This window comes from Peribacillus sp. TH14 (assembly GCF_016651145.1).
Taxonomy (GTDB): domain Bacteria; phylum Bacillota; class Bacilli; order Bacillales; family DSM-1321; genus Peribacillus; species Peribacillus butanolivorans.
In genome coordinates this window covers 4,737,595-4,756,327 of record NZ_JAEKEK010000001.1, presented here as the reverse complement: position 1 = coordinate 4,756,327, position 18,733 = coordinate 4,737,595, and the positions used below count along the sequence as shown (strand labels likewise).

Below are 18,733 nucleotides of genomic sequence, written 5' to 3'. Positions count from 1 at the left end.
TAACTCCTCCTAATTTTTAACTATACATGAAGCTCTTGATACATTTGTAATTTCACAAATTCGATATGCAGATCATTCTGACTCGAAATCAAATTCAGATATTGTAGACCGAAATTCAAATTGCGATGAAATATCGCCTATTAATCTCGTACACATGAAGAAGTTTCTTTAGATACCAAAAATAATGATTCCAGCTGCTATATTTCCCCGCCAAAGATTGCCACATTCTGCCGGTCAGGACCAAACACATGCCCGTTCCATTTCAATACGGTCTGTACAAATCCGAGTGAGTCAGCATTGTACCTCCCTGCTATCCTCTGATAGGCTTCGAGCTCATAAGTGCCGTCCTTGTTAAAATCGACCGGATATAAACCGGACAAAGGATTGACCCAGCCTTCTATCGATGCCTTCAAAATACCATTCTTATTATAAATTTCAGTTAAATATTCATTTCCCTTGTAAGTAAGTTCAAGAATGTACTTTTCTTTTAGTTTATGACTAATCACAGTCGCTTTGTATTGATCTTGATAGGTCACACTGTACTTATAATCTTCATTGAATGCATCAGAATTAAAAATCTGCCTCATTTGACCGTTAATATAAGAAAATACATACGTATAAATCGTACCGGAGCTTCCTCCTGTATCCATGACTACTAAAATATCATCCACCTTGTTGTCTGTAAAATCACCAAGAAAGAGTGTGGGGTTGTATCCGAGGTTATCCTTTAAGGGGAATTGCTGATAGTGATTTGTTCGCCCATTTTGGATGACAAGAGTTATATTTTGCCATAGTGGACTATCAGGAGTTTTATTTGCTGTAAGAAGGACATTATCAATTATACCGTCTCCGTCAATATCTACCCGATTTTCAGTTACAATTGAAGGGTTGTTCTGATTTATTTCTCTTGAAAGAAAATGCTGGAGCTTCACCTTCATTTCCAGTAGCTCTTGCTTTGAAGGATACGGATTTGGGAACGACAAGGCGTTATCAATTGTTTCCAGTGCTTCGTCTGTTAATCCCACTCTTACCTGCGCATCAGCCAGAAAGAACCAATAATAAGGATCATTCGTTTCTTGTATTTTTGTTTGATAGTAATGGATCGCTTTTCTGAGATCATACATGTCCATATTCAGCCCACCTTCCTTTTTATCAATATAAAATTATATGCAGGAATTTGAGGCTATAGCCTTAAGATCTTTTTTATTGCACTATGAATGTACTACCCTAAATAAATAAAAAGCCAATCTTGCCTGATATGGTTAAAATCGCTCCGTTATTAATGATATGGTTCTCCGTAATGAATCTAAGTGTAGATGTTTATTTTTTCGCCGATAGACTTAGTGCGAATTTAAAGAAATGTCCAACAATCTGGCTCAATTGTTGAATAAAGGTCAAACAACACTCTTCAAGTATCCTGGCCCTTTAGTTCCACAAGAAAAAAAGGTTGCCGCAGCAACCCTTGTTATTGAAGTAAAGCACTGTTAGTGTAAGAAAACACAATCAGTACATAATCTGCCACAATGCAATTGCAAAAGAAAGATTTACATGCCCCTACTTAATAGGGCTTTTTCATGAATACAGGTCAGGTATTTTCGGGATACAGCATTAAAATATCCTACATCAATAATTGCTATTTCTCCTTTATTCGGGCATTGAATATGCGTCAGCTGAAGTGATTCATTGATTATGACCAAGTCAATTGCGTCCAATTCTTTTTTGCACGCCGAACATTTTACAGGTAGTAAGTTTTCTTTTTCCATTAAAGAAGTCCCCTTTTGATAATAGGTATTCTCTATGTCTAGTTGCTAATCCTACCTGTTCACATAACCGTCAAAAATCCCTTTTTCCATTACATATTAATTTTGGTGTCTACATAGCTTGATAAACTTACCTGCCCTTTTTGTTCCATAAGAAACTCCTATGGCGGCGCTCCTCGCCGCCACCATCTACCACGAAAACCTGCTCTTTACCCAAAATAAAGTCTAACCCATTAAACCCTTGACAATAATGGATGATAACAATACAACCAGGCTGAACTTTTTTTGGTGGATCTTAAGGAAGATACCCTGTATAAGAAACTGGTTGTGACAGTATTGAAGAACCATTTAGTGTACTACAAGTACGTATACAAAAATTTTTGTAACAAATCTCCTGTCATATGTATTGTTAATCTTTTATTGAGGTGATTCTCCTATGGAAGCAATGATTGAACGGTGTGCTGGCCTAGATGTACACCAAGAAACAGTAGTAGCCTGTGTATTATTTGGTCCATTAGATAAAAAGCCAAAAACCTCTATTGAAACGTTTTCAACTACAACAACGGGACTCTTGGCTTTAAGTGATTGGTTAACTACCCTTCAGGTATCCGATGTTGTGATGGAAAGTACCGGAGTCTACTGGAAACCAATATGGAATATTCCCGAAGATTCTTTTCACCTTGTTCTTGCCAATGCCAGACATGTCAAAAATGTTCCAGGGCGTAAAACTGATGTGAAAGATGCCGAATGGCTTGCCAAGCTTCTAAGATGTGGACTTATTGAAAGCAATTTTGTTCCACCGGAGGATATTCGTGATTTACGAGATCTTACTCGTTATCGAAAAAAATTGATTCATCATCGCACTTCAGAGCAGAATCGCATTCATAAAAATCTTCAAGATGCTAATATCAAGCTAACATCCGTATTATCAGACATTTTTGGTGTATCGGGACGCCGTATCCTTGAAGCGATTCTAAACGGTGAAAAAATAGAGACCGATGGTCTTCGAAAAATGGTGGATTGGCGAACAAAAGCAAGTATTATTGACATTGCAAATGCAATGAATGGTCGTATTCGCCGTCATCACCGTGATATGTTGCGTTACCATTGGGAGCATATGAGTTATTTAGAAAAAGCCATAGAAGAATTGGAAAAACAAATCGATCAACTCCTGTCCCCCTATCGTAAGGAAGTAGAACTATTGGATGGTATACCTGGTGTGAACAAAGCTGCCGCAGCTACTTTTATTGCAGAGATGGGCGTTGATATGTCCGTATTTAAATCGGCTAAACATCTTGCCTCTTGGGCTGGTGTGAGTCCCGGAAATTACGAAAGTGCTGGTAAAAAAAAACGAGTAAAACCACACAAGGTAACAAAGCTTTGAAAACGATGGCTGTAGAGTGTGTACTAGCGACATCAAGGCAAAATAATCGAATTGCTTCACATCGAAAAAGGATTACCAAACGGCAGGGAAAAATGAAGGGACGAATCGCTTCTGCTCATTTACTATTAACGATAGCTTACAACATCTTAAAAACAGGAGAACCCTATCATGAACTAGGTTCAAATTACCTTGAAGAAAAACAAAATAACAAAGAATTAAAAATGATCGAATACCTAAAAAAGAAAGGCTATACAATCGCTCCATCTGAACAACAAACTGCATAACCAGTTAAAATAACGACATAGTACATTTACGTCCTTCAAAAAAATTAGAATATGGTGGGCTTATTTAAGTATGGCCTTTCACTAAAGTGTTTTCATACAAAAAAAGGTGCCAAAGCAACTCCCTTATTTAAGTAAAGCACCTGTTAGTTGAAGAAAAAAGATATAATTAAAATAGACAATGTGTCAAAAGGGAGGTAAGGAAATTGTTAAATCAAGATTTAGAGAAGATTTTAGCAGATTTGAAGCACTCGAAACTAATGAGATTGAAATAAATTTTGAGGGCGTAGAAGAGGAAACGATCTCCGTTTCTTTTCATCTGTTTTCCAAAGATGAATTTGAAGAAGGACAACTAGGATATAGAGAAGATGAGGAAGGTAACTCCTTTGTAGGCAATAACGAAGGCGATTGGAAAGAAAGTTGGTTTGTTATAGGTTACGATGAAGATTTAGGAGACCCAATATTTGTGGATATACATAATAAAAATTATCCTGTTCTGACTGCTGAACACGGCATGGGTGAATGGGAACCATCTGTATTAAATGATTCCTTAGAAGAATTCTTAAAGGATATTAAATAAAGAGGGTAATAACTCTCTTTATTTAATAATCATCCGTTCGTCCATAAAAAAAGTTGTCGTAGCAACTCTTGTTCTAAAACTAAGCACCTGTTAGTTCAAGAACAACTATTATAGTTTAACCTTCTCAAAATGTTCAACTGTTGGAAATGGGTCATAAAAATTATGTAATTTCTTTTTCCATTCTTGATACTCTTTGGATTGTCTAAATCCAATTGTATGGTCTTCTAATGTTTCCCACTGCACCAGTAGTAAATATTTCCCCTCAACTTCCATACAACGCTGTAATTCGTGAGATATGTACCCTTTCATTGAAGAAATAATTTCTGATGCCCCACGAAATGCTTCTTCATATTCTGCTTCCATACCTTCCTTAACTTGTAGCATAACAGCTTCCAATATCATTTAATTTCCCCCTTATCAAAAGTATAACATTACTCTTTTTTAATGACTTTTTGTTGAACTAACCTGCCCCTTTAGCTCCATAAGAAAAGAGCTGCCACATCAACTCCCTTATTTAAGTGGGTTGATGTGGGATACACCAATCGAATCCTTCTTTTTTTAGATGCGAGTAACATTCTTTAAAAGTGTTACGAATTTATATGTTACTCCATTTAAGTTTCCTACACGGTAAGCGAACTACTTATATTTATACGAGTCTTTTCCGTCTATGCTTGAATTAAAGTGTGACAATAATCGGACCATTTTTAGTAAGGATAATCGTATGTTCCAATTGTGCTACATAGCTTTTTTCTGTAGCATAGGTCCAACCGTCTTCTTTTTGGAATACTTCTTCTTCAAAGGTTGAGATAAATGGTTCGAATGCAATAACCATCCCTTCCTTTAATATTTCATTATCCCATGGATCATTATAATTACAAATATGGTCAGGTGCTTCGTGTATTCTACGTCCAACACCATGTCCTGTAAGGTTTTTGATAACAGTGAATCCATGCTGTCTCGCTGTTTCGAATACTGCTTTTCCGATTCTACTTTTTTTGGAACCGGGTTTTGCTTTCTTAAGACCGGCTTCAAATGCCTTTTTAGCAACGTCGCATATTTTCGTTAATACTTCTTCTCCTTCTCCTACTACAAATGAGATTCCTGTATCTGCGAAATAACCGTTCTTTGAAGCAGATACATCTATATTTACAAGATCCCCTTCATGAATAACCCGATGACCCGGAATACCATGTGCCACTTCTTCATTAAGACTAATGCAAGTATAGCCAGGAAAATCATATTCACCTTTTGGAGCTGAAACTGCACCTGCTTTTTCTAAAAGTTCTCCGGCTATATCATCAAGTTCTTTGGTCGTTATGCCAGGAATTGTTCTTTGTACCAATTCATCTCTAATGGAGGCAATAATTTTGCCAATTTCCTTCAAACCATTAAAATCTTCTTCTGTTTTTGCAATCATTTTTTTCCTACCTCATTATCTTTTATCATCAATAAACTATATAAGTATTAATTGTACCTTTATTTTCTCTAAAAATAAAAGCAATGTAAATTATTTGGTACAATACTCCTCAGCTGAATTTTTCTTCGATCAAGAAATAGACCACAAAAAGGATCTAGTACAAATGACTATACTATTAATTGGATTTAGCTCCATAAGAAAAGAGCTGATCGTGAAGTGAATCCAAAAAGTTAGACACTTTATTTAATTAGGCAGCCTTGAGGGCATGAACCCGGAATTCTACCGGGCTCATGCCTTTTACCTTGATTCGTTGATGATTGTAGTAATGGATATATTCTTCTAATTCTTGTTTGAAATTTCTTGAAGATAAAGTAACTCTGATTTTAATAGGCCAAAGAAGTTTTCTATGACCGCATTATCGAGACAATTCCCTTTACGGGACATGCTTTGTGTAATGTTATGTCTTTTCAAATCATGCGAATATTGTTTCATCTGGTAATGCCAGCCCTGATATGAATGAAGAATGGGTGAATCTTTCGATTCCAAGCGGTCAAAGGTTTTCTCCAGCGTTTTGGAAACGAGGGGATAAACAGGCCGAGATTCGACATTATAGGCGATGATTTCTCCATTAAACAGATCAAGAATGGCCGATAAGTATAGTTTCTCCCCAGCTAGATGGAATTCTGTGACGTCTGTCACCCATTTTTCATTTGAGTTTGTTGCCTTGAAATCACGTGCTAGAATGTTGGGTGCAATCTTGCCGATTTTCCCTTTGTACGAACGGTATTTCTTCATGCGAACTAAAGACTTCAATCCTAGTTCATTCATCAATCGGAGAACTGTTTTATGATTGATGCGAGCACCTCTGTTACGTAATTCTAGGGTGATACGCCGATACCCATAGCGCCCTTTATGCGTATGGAAAATCTCTTCGATAAGGGATTTCATTTCTGTGTATTTATCCTCACGCCCGAAGGCGTTTACCCAATAATAGTATGTACTCCGTGCCATGTTAGAAATGGATAGAAGCAGATTTAAATCAAATTGTTTCCTTAGTTCATGGACTACTTTCGCTTTGTCTTTCTTTGTAGGGCTTCCTTTTCTTGAACTAAGGCATTCAACTTCTTTAGATAGGCATTCTCTGCACGTAAGTATTCTAATTCGGCAAGAAGTGCTTCTTGAGAGCCCTTAGCTGGTGATGTTTTTTTGGTTTCTTTTTTCATGGATAGACGCCCCTTTTTCTTTGGTTTAAGGGCGTCTATACCTCCTTCCTTCAACTGATTTGACCATTTCAAAAGTGTAGAATCGGAAGGAAGATTATAGTGTACAGCGGTCTCGCTGATCGATGCCCCATATTCGTTCATATAATTAAGTACCTCTAGTTTAAAGGGCAGAGTGTAATTTGTATAGGATGAAGCAATTCCTTCCATCCCATGTTCTAGATAGCGAGCGACCCATCTCTTCAGAGGGGATAAACCTACATTTCTTTCTTGTGCGATGGATTTATAGGATTTTTTCCCTTTCATGTACTCTAAAACTGCATGTAATTTTTCGTCTATCGTATATTTAGTCAAAAAAACTGCACCTCCAATTGTTAGATGTTGTCTAACAATTGGGGTGCAGTTCATCGTCACAGCTCTTTAATTCTTGCATCTGAGGGTTGAATAAAAATTGTGTTATATGTGATTTTTTAATCTCTTTTCCATTAGTTCTGCCATTTGTTTCGAATTTGGATTTCCTTCATTTTGTAATTTATCAATGATGTTAATATAATCTGTTTCATTTCGGTTCTGACTTAATTTATCAGCGACCTGAATTTCTCCCACCTTAATCTTAAATCCAACTATACCTTTCAGTTCACTTTCTAAGAGATAAGGAGAAAGTTTATCCCATAAAACAGGATTTTCACGATTTTCTTCATATTTTTCCAGCATTATTGTTAATTCTTCTATTAATTCATCTTTCTCTAAAATGCTTGCTTTACCATATACATGGACGGCTTGATAATTCCATGTTGGAACTTCTTCATGCCCATACCAAGAAGAAGAAATGTAAGCGTTCGATCCCTGAAACATTACAAGCACATCTTCACAGGTTTCAAATGTTCTCCACTGAGGATTTCCATAAGCCATATGCCCAGTAATATAGTAATCATCACCTTTTTTATTTAACCCCAAAGGCAAATGAGTGGCAATTGGTTTCCCTTGTTCTGTTGTGACAATCGTGCCAAAAGAGTTTTTTTGAACAAAACCCCAAATTTCATCAACATTTTTGACCTTATAATATTTTGGAATATACATAATAATCCACCTTTCAAAAAAAGTTATATGAGTGTTTTGGTCATTATAAAGTCCATTTGTCTTTCATCACCCATATAAAAAGAGTGGGCTCCAGTTTGAACAAACCCCAGTTTCTTATAAAAAGCAATAGCATTTTCATTTTTTTCCCATACGCCTAGCCAGATTTTCTTTTTATTACGTTCCATCGCAATTTCCATAGCTTTATTTAGCAGATATTTACCAAGCCCATGTTTTTGAAATTTTTTCTTTATATAAATCCTCTCGATTTCAAGTGATTCAGCACCCATTTCTTCAGACTGAGCATCATTGGTATTGACCTTTAAATATCCAGCGACTACATTATCAAAATAAACAAAAAGAATTGCGAAGAAATATTGGATAATTCTTTTTCTAATTGTTTTAAGTTAAATGCCCTTTCCAAATAGACATTCATATTTTCGGGTGAATTCTGATGCTTAAATGTCTCATTAAATGTTTCATAACTAATTTCTTGAAGTTTGCGTGAATCTTCAAGCGTACACTTTTTTATATTTATAGTCATATATGCCGCTCCTTTATATAATCAATAATTTCTCTTGTTTCCCTTTTTTACAAATTCCCAGTCTTTTTCTATATTTTTTCTTACTCTTTGAAGAAGATTGAAAATGGTTTCTACTTCTCTTTCGGAAAATCCCTCTAATGCAACGATATTGGAATAATCATTTTCTCTTTTTATAAAAGGATAAACATTTTTCCCTTTCTCTGTTGGAAAGAGTTTTTTAATTTTTTTGTTATGTTTATCTTCTTTCTTTTCAATAAAGCCATTAATTTCAAGTTTTTTTATAGCACGAGCTGCTGTTGTTCGATCTACTTTTATCATCTCAGCTAACTTTTCTTGAATGATTCCTGGGTTTTCACAAATTCGCACAAGGTACAAATACTGCCCTTTTGTAAGGTCATATTCTTTAAATTCTATATTACTTATAGAATCTAATGCCCTTGCAATCATTCCAATTTCACGAAGAATTTCATTCATAATTAACTCCTTAGTACATATTTTTGTTGCAAATGCAATAAAAATAACATATATTAAATTTAACCTAACTTTGTTGCGTTTGCAACAAAAAAATAATAATAAAGAGGTCTAGTAAAGTGAAATATGTTTTTATTTATTAGGAATTTTAATATTAACCCTTGGTATTTCTTTCACTATACAATCAGACCTTGGAACTTCACCTTTTGATGCACTTTTAGGACTGTCTATAAATGTGAGGCTTACTGTGGGAAGTTGGGAAATAATAATAGCTTTAATATTGATATGTTGTAATTCATTTTTAAAAAGACAAAGACCATAAGTTTTGGGGTTGTTAACGGCATTTATAACGGGTCTTGGTATTGATATGTGGCTTTTTTTATTGCACAATTTGATAACACCTGAACTATGGTACAGCAAAGATGTTTGTTTTGGAATCGGTTTAGTTGTTATAGGATTAGGAACTGCAACATATTTACATACAAATTTTGCACCGATTCCAGTTGTCCGATTAACATTAATCATACAAGAATTAACTAGAGCAAATATTTTTTTCGAGAACATTCATTTACCTCGTATTCTTGATAATGGCAATGATTTTAAATGGACCAATTGGCGTTGGAACATTATTAACCGTTTGTTAAAGGGGGGCTAATACTTATTTACTTTATGCCATTTACTGAAAAAGTATTAGACCGCATATTAACACACTCTAGTACATCACCAAATTATGATAAAGGTAAAAACCATTCAATATAGAATGCTTTTTATTTTTCTTGTTCAACTAACCTGCCCCTTTAGCTCTACAAGAAAAAACGACACTTCGTTATTGAAGTATCGCACTTTTTAGTTGAACAACAGAAATGTTTAATTCCATAACTACCTGTTTTTATTTTCATAGACTGGCCATGCACCTTGTAATTTTCGATTTACTATGATTTGCCCCGCATGATGAGCGTCATGACGGATTACACCATTAATATGTTTCCATAGGGGATGTTTAGATATATCATTTTCTAAATCTGTTATACTCAATTTTTGAACGTGCTCATATATTTCTTGATTGACTTGATGCATTCTTCTTATTAAAGCATCCCAATCTTCTTGAGAATCTCCCTCAAATGCAAAGGTATCATGGTTATTTGAAGTGTACTCTGCATTTTTTCCTTGTAACCGCAATAACAACCGCTCTTTGTAATATAGCAAGTGAACAGTAGTTTCCCAAATAGAATTTATTGTCTTGTTTTTAGGCTTCCATACTGCCTGCTCAACAGTCAGGTCATTTATTACAAGTTTTAATGGTGAGTACCAGTTATCTTGACTATAAGTATGTTCTATTTCATAAATTATCAGATTAATCACATTCAATGTTTTTCCCCCCTCTTAATAAACTCAATTTAATTTTTGGTCAAAGCAACATTAAATAAGAGCAAATAAACTACCACTTTTTGTTACACAAGTATATGTTTCTAGCATTTTAGAGAAAACCCTTCTTGAATAACCTGCCCCGATAGTTGTATAACAAAAAGCTACCTTAAAGACAGCTCTGATTTTCCTCCTCTACTTACTTACTTACTTACTTACTTACTTACTTACTTACTTACTTACTTACTTACTTACTTACTTACTTACTTACTTACTTACTTACTTACTTACTTACTTACTTACTTACTTACTTACCAGTACCCCTAGTCCTCCATATAGTGTCATAGCTTCGCTTGTTATACGAGATCTACGTCCCAACAACAGCCTCAAACATGTTTCTACAAGTAGGGGGCGGACAGTTTAGTTCACGGGATCATGTCCCCCGCACCCGTACGTCCTACCCTGGTCGCTGATATAATAGATTCTATTAAAAAAGGTCAGCCAGTAATTTTTACTGGTCGACCTTATAATACGAACGCACCTATTAGTTGAACAAAGGGGTTAATATCTTGTTTTTTCTTATTTCTTAATAATACGGACTATGTTATCTAAATCCCACCACTTTCAACTTTAGATATAAGAGAAATAACCTCATATGACAGTTTTTCGTATATGTTTTGCGGAATAGGTTCTTTGTCAATGAGTCGTGTTCGTCTGTTGGTTCAAGCCGTTTAGCTGGAACAATAGTGTTTACCTTATTAGGAGGAATATGCGGTCCACCGGCTACATAGCCGGTGGCTTTTTCATTATGTAAAACAATTAGTTTTTTCCAAGTCCAAAGACTGTACCTTCATTAAAAATCAAATGACAGTTCAGGCATGAATTGATTCATATGTTTTTGGATTTCGTTATATTTGTCGGACTGATCACTCAAGGCTTTCATTGGAATGATCTCATATGGCCGGTTGACCCAGGTTGGCAGGAATTTTGGATTTTGTAGTTCGATTTTCACATCATCCCCGGTTTGGATTTTTTTTACGCCAATTTGCATAATACCGCCGATGTCTTTGTAATCTCCCTGCTGGCCGGATAAGAAATTCCCAAGTGAATAAGCAACAAATGCCCGTTCGCCGTTTGGTTTTGTAAGCCATGAAACAGGCTGCAAAACGTGTGGGTGGTGGCCAATAATAATATCAGCACCTGCATTAGCTGTCGTTTGAGCAAGCAGCTTTTGTTCATCATTAGGCAACCGTTCATACTCTTTACCGAAATGCAGACTGACCACAACGACATCTGAAACTTTCTCTGCTTCTTTAACTTCCGCCTGGATTCTCGAGGTATCAATTAAATTCACAAGATGCGGTTTCCCCGCAGGAACAGGAATCCCGTTCGTTCCATACGTATAGCTGAGAAACGAAAAGGTAATATCGTTTCTTTTTAATACCCGAATGATCTGCTGGTCTACAGACGATTGATAAGCTCCTGTATAAGGCATCCCAATACTGTTCCAATGGTTAATCGCATTCAAAATGGCCTTTTCTCCCCGGTCAAGTGTATGGTTATTGGCGATTGTCACGAGATCAACCCCGTTTGACTTTAGAGCATCTCCCACCTCTACTGGTGAATTAAAGGAAGGATATGAGGAAAGCCCTATTTCTTTCCCGCCAATCATCGTTTCCTGATTAGCCACCGTAATATCCGTTTTTCCCAGATAGGGCTTCACAAATCGGAACATCGGATTAAAGTCATACGAGCCGTTTGACTTGCGGGCGGGTATATACACCCTATCGTGAATTAAAATATCTCCCACAGCGCCTATGGTTGCTGCCGTTACTTTTTGTTTCGGAACAGGTGTATGAGCGTGAGATGAAGCGTTTTCGGCTTTAAGTTTCTTTTTATTTTCAGCCTTTGTTTCCGAGACTTTTGGTTCCTCTTGAAATTGACCTTTTACAAATGGTGCAAGGATCCATAACAAACACATAAATGTAGCTAGAAACACTAGTATTCTTTTCATGGCAAATGCTACCTCCCTACTATTATAGTAGAGTGTTTTTAGGAAATAACAACAAAAATATCTATTTGATATTTAAAATGAACACTTCATTCGTTTGAAACAGAGTACGAAATAGGAAAAAAGTTAGGCATATCATGTGTTGCTATATCAGATGTGCTTGCTATCTCTGATATGCCTACTGTATCTGAAAACACTTGTATGTCACTTTAGGCGGTAATTTGCGTATATTTTAAGTACTATTTTGCACGCTAGATACAATCAAAAGCTTTAGTACGTTTGTTTGAAACTAAGCCGAGACTAATTAATTAGTCTCGGCTTTTGATATTTACGATAGAATAGAAGTAATAATATTTGCCTATAAGTTTCAGTGGATGAATCTTTAACACTAGGCAGAAAATTTTAAAACGAAGTGAGCAGGGAGGCAAATAGGTGAAGAAATGGATCATAATTTTAGTGGTGATTATAGCGCTAGGAACGTATTTCGCTTGGCCTAAAACGCATTTAAAAGAGCCAGTTGTCATGTCGGTTCAATTTTACGAAGCTCCTAAAACTCTAGCAGTCTCCTATATAGTTGAGCAAGATGATAGTATGTAATGGAAATTGCACACGATACAAAAGGTTTTTATCCGCCTCGTTCGAACGGTAATGGGGATGGGGAAACGGATTATACACAAGTATTAGCAAAGCAAAATGGCTATGAGCTGCGAGAAGATATTGTTGAACTGACAGACGATCAACTCGAGTATTTTCTATCTCTAGATGGACGTGCAGTACCCGTTGACATTTCGTTTGAAGCCTATTCACCAATTTAGACAATACTCGTGCTTTTATTGAAAGATGAGGGTGTTGAGGTAACAAAGCAAGATGAAGCACTTCTCTATACATATACAGCACCCGAAGATAAAACGATTGATTCGATTGGCCACTATGACAGCGTAGCGACGATTTCCTTTGAAGAAGCTGTGTTCCCCTTAACTCTTAAAAGAGGACAATCAGTCGATGTCTTCATATATGGCTTACCGTACCAAGTCCATCCAATTTCCAATCGCTTATTATTAAACTGAATATGTCCAAACCTTGTTGAACCAGCAATTTCATTGGTTCTTTTATCAATCACTAAAAAAGGATATGAATAGCCCAACATTCTTTGATTAACGGTTTCATCTATGTACTTGTTGAGTTCTGCATCATTCTTACACTCTATTGTAGAGTAAACCTCTTCATCATAAATGATATTTTTTTACTGCTCTTTGTATTTTTCTTCAAATGGAATTAACTTAACAAGATGATTTTCTAAAATTATTTGGCTTTAATAAAATTCATTCACCACGTTTAACATTTCCCCTTAACCTTACATTTTGATTATTCCAAATTATAGCACATGCGACTTTATTCTTAATAAACCTATCCTGCCCCGTTATTGCCATAAGAAAAAGGCTGCCTCAGCAATCTTCCTTATTGAAGTAAAGCATCTGTTAATTCTATAAGAAAAGCGATTCTTATTAAAGAATCGCGCCCAATTGCTGAAGAACCCTAAATGAAAGGTTACTAGTCTATCCCTTATTTGGGGTTTACTTCATTTTTTATCCAGTCAAGATCTAGTGATTTTTCCAAAGTTATTGTTGCATTTGGACTCCAAAAATTCTTTAACGTTACATGGGTATGTTCGATAATGCGGGGGGCTGATAGGTGATCTGCATCACTCGTGGTATGAGCATCTGTGATGAGGGTGACGTTATAATCTAAATCAAAGGCTCCTCGACATGTAGAATCAACACAGAATTCCGTCTGTGCCCCACAAATGTAGATGTGCGTTGCGTCTAGCTTGTCGAGTGTTTGTTTTAAAGGTGTGTGAGTAAATGAATTTGGTACGGTTTTATAGATGGTAACCTCTTGATGGAGGGGCTTCTCAAGTCGCGGGTGAAACTGCCATCCAGGTTCGCCCTTACTCATCGGACCTTCTGGATATTCGTGTTGAATATATATAATCGGTATCTGTTGCTCTCTTGCACAACGAATTAATCGGTTGATTTTGTCAATTGTCTTATCGCGTTTATACCCGTGTTCAACAACGGCCGTTTGCACATCAATGACAACTAATACTTTCTTTTCCAACCGTAAACACCTCCTTATTTCACTTATTTTTATAGTAACAAAACTCTTATTCGTTAAATATTAAGAAGTGATTTTATTCATAGTTTATTTAGCTATACTGCCTAAATATACCTTAAATGACCTTAACATAAAGAAAGAACACAATTCTTGCTACAGAATTGCGCCCATTGTGGGAATAAGTAAAGCACAATTTCTTTGTTTGTCTATTTAACATAAAATTTCTTATGGGCAATGAAAAAACCACAGAAACTGCCTATGCCCTCCAAGTAACTTCTGGGGTTGAAAATAACGACGTTTTTAATTTTCACAAAAACAAATGGAACTATATATCAATTTGGGAAATTTAAACGAAGTTATCAGATAGCCATCCTTATCCCCAGATGCCGTTCAAGTTTTCTTTTTACTCGTTGGAGAGCATTATCAATCGACTTTACATGCGTGTTTAGTTCTTCAGAAATTTCCACATATGATTGTCCATCCATATATAAGGCCAACACTCTTCTTTCCAAATCACTAAGCAATTCTGATATTTTTAGTTCTATATCATCAGCTTTTTCTTGGTTAATGATTAATGCTTCGGGATTCGTTATTTTTTCTCCGGATATCATATCCATAAGTGTATAGTTAGATTCTTCATCATAAAGAGGCTTGTCAAGAGAAACATACGAATTTAGAGGTGCATGCTTTTGACGAGTAGCCGTTTTGATCGCGGTTATAATCTGTCTAGTGATACAAAGTTCAGCAAAAGCTTTAAAAGAAGTCATCCTGTCCTCTCTAAAGTCACGAATAGCTTTATATAGACCAATCATTCCCTCTTGAACAAGATCTTCTTTATCTGCGCCAATTAAAAAGTATGGGGTTGTCTTCGCACGAACAAAATTCTGATATTTATTAATTAAAAAAGCCAATGACTCGCTATCTCCACTATGAACCATCTTTACCAAAACTTTATCTTCTAATTTAGCATAATTTTCAATCTGCTGTACTCCGATGTTTACCCTCACTCATATCCCTCCGCCAAACTTAATTGAGTTCTGATGTTTAATATACTGATAGATTGTCTTTTCCTTAAGGCAACTAAACCAATAAGAAATAATGTATTCATTATGAAACTAGCGCTTGTTTAATCCACTTTAATATCTCTTGATCATTTCTCTATCAAATTAAAAGTATAAAGGACAACAAATGAAAACGCTGTCGAAATATGAAAAAGTTAAAAATGTTATTGATCTAAGTTATGATTGATTAAACATTTTTGTTAAGATTCTTTTCTTATGCTAAAGGACGGCTTTAGTTTCATAACACATAGTGTATTGTTAAATGATCAAACACTTTTATAAACCAACATCATTTCTAGTAGGGGTAGGGCTTGTATATTCTTTTAGAGTGTGCTTTCTTACCTTCAAGCAATATATCGATTGAATCCATTTCATCATTGCTAGTACTAGCTTCAGTCTTTGCTTTAGCTTTTTGTTTCAATCGTACGAGTAAATACAATTTCACTTTTACTTTTATTTATGGGGCAATACAGTTAGCAGTAATGCCATATTGATCAAGTTCAAGAGCAATCGATTTTGTAAATCCAATGACGCCTTCGTTTCGAACTGGGCAGTTCAGATAGAAAAAAATGTATTATTTTTCTTTAATAGGAAAATATATATATAACTAAATCTCGAGAAGGAGGATACAAATGGAAGTAAGTATGAGTGTTGAAGAAGTCGTGAATCAAATTTCTGAATTAGTAGAAAAAGAAGGGAAGCCACCTCGGAAGAAAGAGGTAAAGAAGTCAGATCCAGAGTTAATGAAAAATGCATTGTATTATTTTCCCAGTTGGGATAATGCAGTAGAACATAGCATTGGAACTTAACCATAAACGATACATAAACATTTATTTTCCAAATTGGGGTATAATTCTTTCGCTTTTGTATTACAAATGTGTTGGATCCAACCACAGAAGCTACCTGAGTTGAAAAGGAAGTTTTTGTGGTTTTTTATATTTGTTCATAAGATAATTAAAGCTCTTTTTTTGATCTGACAAATATCGGTGGCCGCATTAACGTTCATTATTTCCCAATTCCCTGCCCATTTAAAAAGCACTTGTTATCATGACAGGCTAAATCTCTTTGGAAACGCAAACCATGTTTGGGGTAATACTATAATTTGAAACATCTAAATGGTTTACTGCAATTGCCTCTGTTACCAGCCTTAAAAAGTTGGGCAGGGGTATCTTTGTTTTTGCGTTAGTACTGCCCTAGTACCCCAAGTGATAATGATTTGAATGGGAGTAGATTGCTTTTTACACTCGATAAACACCGTTCATAAAAGTGTACTTTTACGGAAAGTAGCAATAATGCTATACCGCCCTTTTCGGAAATTTTATACGCTAAGAGAATTACAACAAAGTAGCCGTTTCGGCTGCTCTCCTTTTGTCTTTTATTCTTTTGATCTTTCAATCCTGATTTTCCGGTTTTCGGCTCGTTGGTATGGTGGCCTTAGCCGTAAATGGAACAGGAATCTACGGAATGTAGGCGTGAGCCGTACAGTCCGTGGTTATCAGTCCGAAGCGACACATACGGAATGACAGAAAGATGCTTTTTTTATCAAGACCTAAATTGTAAAAAGTTATAAAAATAAAGGGTGATACATATTAGACATGTTTAATATGTATCACCCTTTAACTTCTTGTTCGACTAAAGCGCACGATTATTGAATATTAAAAAATCTCAAGAGCTACAACAAATAAGTTATAAAACGCCTTAAATATATTTAAACGTGTAGAAATAAAACATAAATAGGCATGGTTTAGAAAAAACTAAAGAAAAAAGTGGAAGTGAAGTGAATGCGATGCGTATCGTTGTTATTGGTAGTGGATTTGGAGGGTTAAATGCTGTTGTTGAGATTAGAAAAAAATTAAAACATTCTCAACATGAGATCACCGTTATTTCTGATAAGGAAGAATTTATTTTTCGTCCATCACTAATTTGGCTTCCATTTCACAAACATAGTATTAAAAAGCTCTCCTTTCCACTTCGTCCAACATTTGAAAAGATCGGTGTTAGGTTCATTGAAAAAAGTGTTAAATCACTTATGCCAAAACAAAATTATGTGATATGTAATGATGATGTAATCATTGAGTACGATTATTTAATACTTGCATCAGGCGCTTCTCCTGACTGGGCAAGAATAAAAGGATTAGAAGGAAAAAGTGCATCTATCTATGATGTATCATCTGCTCTTAAAACAAGAAAAAAGCTTGAAGAAATGGAAGAAGGTGAACCAATTGTTATAGGAGTTGCGCAGGAGAATCCGAACCAAGGTATTGCTTATGAGTTTTTATTTGAGTTGGATGCATATCTCAATGAGCGTCGTATCAAATGCCCCATGACATTTTTCACATATGAAAAAGAGCTATTTGACGGAAATGGAAAAGAGCCGACAGAGAAGCTTGAAGTATTAATGGCGGAAAAACAGATACCGTACTACTGTAATGTTTCTATTGAACAGGTTGATGATGGAAAGGTCTATTTGAATAACGGAGAACGACTTCCTTATTCATTTTTACTCGTTTTGCCTCCTTATAAAGGAAAGGAATGTATTCTATCATCGAAAGATTTTGAGCATGAAAATGGCATCCTACCTGTTCATGAAACTCTCCAATCCGTTCAATGGGAAAATATTTATGTTGTTGGTGATGCAAATAATATCAAAGGAACAAAAACAGGGCGTGCTGCTGAGCTCCAGGGCGTACTTGCTGTTGAAAATATTGTCAAACAAATGCATCATGAACCACTTCGATCATTCCAACACGAAACACTTTATTTTATGGAGCTCGGAAAAGAAGGTGCTATGTTTATTATGAATAAACCGTCTAAACAAGGAACATTAACATGCACAACGAGTGGCATTATGCCACATATGATGAAGCGAGCGTTTGAAAGTTATTACTTACTTAAATTCAGCTAACTTTATTATTATCTTTCTGTCAATCGTATCTGATTTTTATACATCGTTAATAAATCAATATTACAGGACACTCTGGTACTCCTGATGGCTGTATAAAAAGTGGGGTTTTATCCAACCTATTATTCCATTAAATGGCCCTTTAATGAAATAATATGACTAACGTTTTTAAACAACATATTAATAATGTGTAGCAACTTTATTTACTGGTTTAAACATCTTTATTGCCATTTAACAACAGTAATTTAATGTTTAATGTATTTTCATGTTGTAGCTACTGTCAAAAAGCAAACTTAATGACACGTTGGAAAACAGGTAATATTCCGTGTGTCATTAAGTATGTTTTTTCATTTTGAAACATTTCATATTATTGATATACTTTTTGACATAGATTAATAGTTTTTGGAGGGAGTGGCTATTTTTGCATCCAGATCCCCTTAACGTTGTATATCCGCGTTTTGCTGACGGTACCCCCATAAAAAAAAGAGTTGCCGAAGCAACTCCCATAATGAAATAAAGGACTTAACTAAAATGTGTCCATGAAA

18 protein-coding genes and 3 pseudogenes are annotated in these 18,733 nt (G+C 35.5%); 9 read left to right on the top strand and 12 right to left on the bottom strand.

Annotation, left to right across the window (positions count from 1 at the left end; all coding sequences use genetic code 11):
• Nucleotides 1–197: 197 nt before the first annotated feature.
• Both JFU50_RS23095 and JFU50_RS23090 read right to left on the bottom strand, forming a co-directional pair.
• Nucleotides 198–1,130: a VCBS repeat-containing protein gene (locus JFU50_RS23095; protein ID WP_397444113.1), complete on the bottom strand. Its 933-nt coding sequence runs from the start codon at nt 1,128–1,130 to the stop codon at nt 198–200.
• 414 nt (nt 1,131–1,544) lie between these two features.
• A complete protein-coding gene (locus tag JFU50_RS23090) occupies nt 1,545–1,763 on the bottom strand; it encodes a hypothetical protein (protein WP_201185001.1) in 219 nt (72 codons plus the stop codon).
• A 433-nt stretch (nt 1,764–2,196) separates the two neighbouring features.
• Here JFU50_RS23090 and JFU50_RS23085 point away from each other — a divergent pair, with 433 nt between their 5' ends.
• The 3 genes from JFU50_RS23085 (at nt 2,197) to JFU50_RS23080 (ending at nt 4,005) form a co-directional block, all read left to right on the top strand.
• Nucleotides 2,197–3,144 carry an IS110 family transposase gene (locus JFU50_RS23085; protein ID WP_242489082.1) on the top strand — a complete coding sequence of 316 codons (948 nt, stop codon included), beginning with the start codon at nt 2,197–2,199 and terminating at the stop codon, nt 3,142–3,144.
• A gap of 5 nt (nt 3,145–3,149) precedes the next feature.
• A complete protein-coding gene (locus JFU50_RS30930; RefSeq protein WP_201253575.1) occupies nt 3,150–3,428 on the top strand; it encodes a hypothetical protein in 279 nt (92 codons plus the stop codon).
• Between the two features lie 178 nt (nt 3,429–3,606).
• A complete protein-coding gene (locus JFU50_RS23080) occupies nt 3,607–4,005 on the top strand; it encodes a hypothetical protein (protein WP_207198821.1) in 399 nt (132 codons plus the stop codon).
• Nucleotides 4,006–4,113: 108 nt separating this feature from the next.
• Here the strand turns inward: JFU50_RS23080 and JFU50_RS23075 are convergent, their stop codons facing one another.
• The 6 genes and pseudogenes from JFU50_RS23075 to JFU50_RS23050 form a co-directional block, all read right to left on the bottom strand.
• Nucleotides 4,114–4,407, bottom strand: a complete 294-nt coding sequence (locus JFU50_RS23075) for an antibiotic biosynthesis monooxygenase family protein (protein ID WP_201224313.1) — start codon at nt 4,405–4,407, stop codon at nt 4,114–4,116.
• A 274-nt stretch (nt 4,408–4,681) separates the two neighbouring features.
• On the bottom strand, nt 4,682–5,422 hold the full coding sequence (gene map, locus JFU50_RS23070) for a type I methionyl aminopeptidase (RefSeq protein WP_056524056.1): 741 nt from the start codon (nt 5,420–5,422) through the stop codon (nt 4,682–4,684).
• 247 nt (nt 5,423–5,669) lie between these two features.
• A pseudogene (locus tag JFU50_RS23065) lies at nt 5,670–6,996 on the bottom strand (IS3 family transposase).
• Nucleotides 6,997–7,098: 102 nt separating this feature from the next.
• Entirely contained in the window at nt 7,099–7,722 is a 624-nt protein-coding gene (locus tag JFU50_RS23060) for an FMN-binding negative transcriptional regulator (protein ID WP_201224311.1), read from the bottom strand.
• A gap of 23 nt (nt 7,723–7,745) precedes the next feature.
• A pseudogene (locus tag JFU50_RS23055) lies at nt 7,746–8,263 on the bottom strand (GNAT family N-acetyltransferase).
• Nucleotides 8,264–8,284: 21 nt separating this feature from the next.
• Nucleotides 8,285–8,737: a MarR family winged helix-turn-helix transcriptional regulator gene (locus JFU50_RS23050; RefSeq protein WP_098177371.1), complete on the bottom strand. Its 453-nt coding sequence runs from the start codon at nt 8,735–8,737 to the stop codon at nt 8,285–8,287.
• A 121-nt stretch (nt 8,738–8,858) separates the two neighbouring features.
• Here JFU50_RS23050 and JFU50_RS23045 point away from each other — a divergent pair.
• A pseudogene (locus tag JFU50_RS23045) lies at nt 8,859–9,493 on the top strand (YczE/YyaS/YitT family protein).
• Nucleotides 9,494–9,613: 120 nt separating this feature from the next.
• Here JFU50_RS23045 and JFU50_RS23040 read toward each other — a convergent pair.
• Both JFU50_RS23040 and JFU50_RS23035 read right to left on the bottom strand, forming a co-directional pair.
• Complete coding sequence (locus JFU50_RS23040) at nt 9,614–10,096, bottom strand: DinB family protein (RefSeq protein ID WP_309559279.1); 483 nt, start codon at nt 10,094–10,096, stop codon at nt 9,614–9,616.
• 856 nt (nt 10,097–10,952) lie between these two features.
• A complete protein-coding gene (locus tag JFU50_RS23035; protein WP_201224310.1) occupies nt 10,953–12,113 on the bottom strand; it encodes a CapA family protein in 1,161 nt (386 codons plus the stop codon).
• 429 nt (nt 12,114–12,542) lie between these two features.
• Here JFU50_RS23035 and JFU50_RS23030 point away from each other — a divergent pair, with 429 nt between their 5' ends.
• Genes JFU50_RS23030 through JFU50_RS23020 form a run of 3 tightly spaced genes read left to right on the top strand, consistent with a single transcriptional unit; the run spans nt 12,543 to nt 13,177 of the window.
• Nucleotides 12,543–12,707 (top strand): hypothetical protein, encoded by a 165-nt coding sequence (locus tag JFU50_RS23030; protein ID WP_201224309.1) that lies wholly within the window; start codon nt 12,543–12,545, stop codon nt 12,705–12,707.
• Complete coding sequence (locus JFU50_RS23025; protein WP_201185015.1) at nt 12,707–12,925, top strand: hypothetical protein; 219 nt, start codon at nt 12,707–12,709, stop codon at nt 12,923–12,925. The genes JFU50_RS23030 and JFU50_RS23025 overlap by 1 nt, the downstream gene beginning before the upstream one ends.
• Before the next feature lie 9 nt (nt 12,926–12,934).
• On the top strand, nt 12,935–13,177 hold the full coding sequence (locus JFU50_RS23020) for a hypothetical protein (RefSeq protein ID WP_201185016.1): 243 nt from the start codon (nt 12,935–12,937) through the stop codon (nt 13,175–13,177).
• Between the two features lie 496 nt (nt 13,178–13,673).
• On the opposite strand, the gene JFU50_RS23015 is transcribed toward JFU50_RS23020, so the two are convergent.
• Together JFU50_RS23015 and sigH are read right to left on the bottom strand one after the other, a co-directional pair.
• Entirely contained in the window at nt 13,674–14,228 is a 555-nt protein-coding gene (locus JFU50_RS23015) for a cysteine hydrolase family protein (protein WP_201185017.1), read from the bottom strand.
• 356 nt (nt 14,229–14,584) lie between these two features.
• On the bottom strand, nt 14,585–15,232 hold the full coding sequence (gene sigH, locus JFU50_RS23010) for an RNA polymerase sporulation sigma factor SigH (protein ID WP_201185018.1): 648 nt from the start codon (nt 15,230–15,232) through the stop codon (nt 14,585–14,587).
• A gap of 686 nt (nt 15,233–15,918) precedes the next feature.
• On the opposite strand from sigH, the gene JFU50_RS23005 reads away from it, so the two are divergent.
• Both JFU50_RS23005 and JFU50_RS23000 read left to right on the top strand, forming a co-directional pair.
• Nucleotides 15,919–16,095 (top strand): homing endonuclease associated repeat-containing protein, encoded by a 177-nt coding sequence (locus JFU50_RS23005; protein WP_200949504.1) that lies wholly within the window; start codon nt 15,919–15,921, stop codon nt 16,093–16,095.
• Between the two features lie 977 nt (nt 16,096–17,072).
• Entirely contained in the window at nt 17,073–18,191 is a 1,119-nt protein-coding gene (locus JFU50_RS23000; RefSeq protein ID WP_242489146.1) for an NAD(P)/FAD-dependent oxidoreductase, read from the top strand.
• Nucleotides 18,192–18,733: the final 542 nt, after the last annotated feature.

Coding starts and splice junctions, on each gene's coding strand:
- JFU50_RS23095 (WP_397444113.1), bottom strand. CDS start 1,130: ATGGACATGTATGATCTCAGAAAAGCGATCCATTACTATCAAACAAAA.
- JFU50_RS23090 (WP_201185001.1), bottom strand. CDS start 1,763: ATGGAAAAAGAAAACTTACTACCTGTAAAATGTTCGGCGTGCAAAAAA.
- JFU50_RS23085 (WP_242489082.1), top strand. CDS start 2,197: ATGGAAGCAATGATTGAACGGTGTGCTGGCCTAGATGTACACCAAGAA.
- JFU50_RS30930 (WP_201253575.1), top strand. CDS start 3,150: ATGGCTGTAGAGTGTGTACTAGCGACATCAAGGCAAAATAATCGAATT.
- JFU50_RS23080 (WP_207198821.1), top strand. CDS start 3,607: ATGTGTCAAAAGGGAGGTAAGGAAATTGTTAAATCAAGATTTAGAGAA.
- JFU50_RS23075 (WP_201224313.1), bottom strand. CDS start 4,407: ATGATATTGGAAGCTGTTATGCTACAAGTTAAGGAAGGTATGGAAGCA.
- map (WP_056524056.1), bottom strand. CDS start 5,422: ATGATTGCAAAAACAGAAGAAGATTTTAATGGTTTGAAGGAAATTGGC.
- JFU50_RS23060 (WP_201224311.1), bottom strand. CDS start 7,722: ATGTATATTCCAAAATATTATAAGGTCAAAAATGTTGATGAAATTTGG.
- JFU50_RS23050 (WP_098177371.1), bottom strand. CDS start 8,737: ATGAATGAAATTCTTCGTGAAATTGGAATGATTGCAAGGGCATTAGAT.
- JFU50_RS23035 (WP_201224310.1), bottom strand. CDS start 12,113: ATGAAAAGAATACTAGTGTTTCTAGCTACATTTATGTGTTTGTTATGG.
- JFU50_RS23025 (WP_201185015.1), top strand. CDS start 12,707: ATGGAAATTGCACACGATACAAAAGGTTTTTATCCGCCTCGTTCGAAC.
- JFU50_RS23005 (WP_200949504.1), top strand. CDS start 15,919: ATGGAAGTAAGTATGAGTGTTGAAGAAGTCGTGAATCAAATTTCTGAA.
- JFU50_RS23000 (WP_242489146.1), top strand. CDS start 17,073: ATGCGTATCGTTGTTATTGGTAGTGGATTTGGAGGGTTAAATGCTGTT.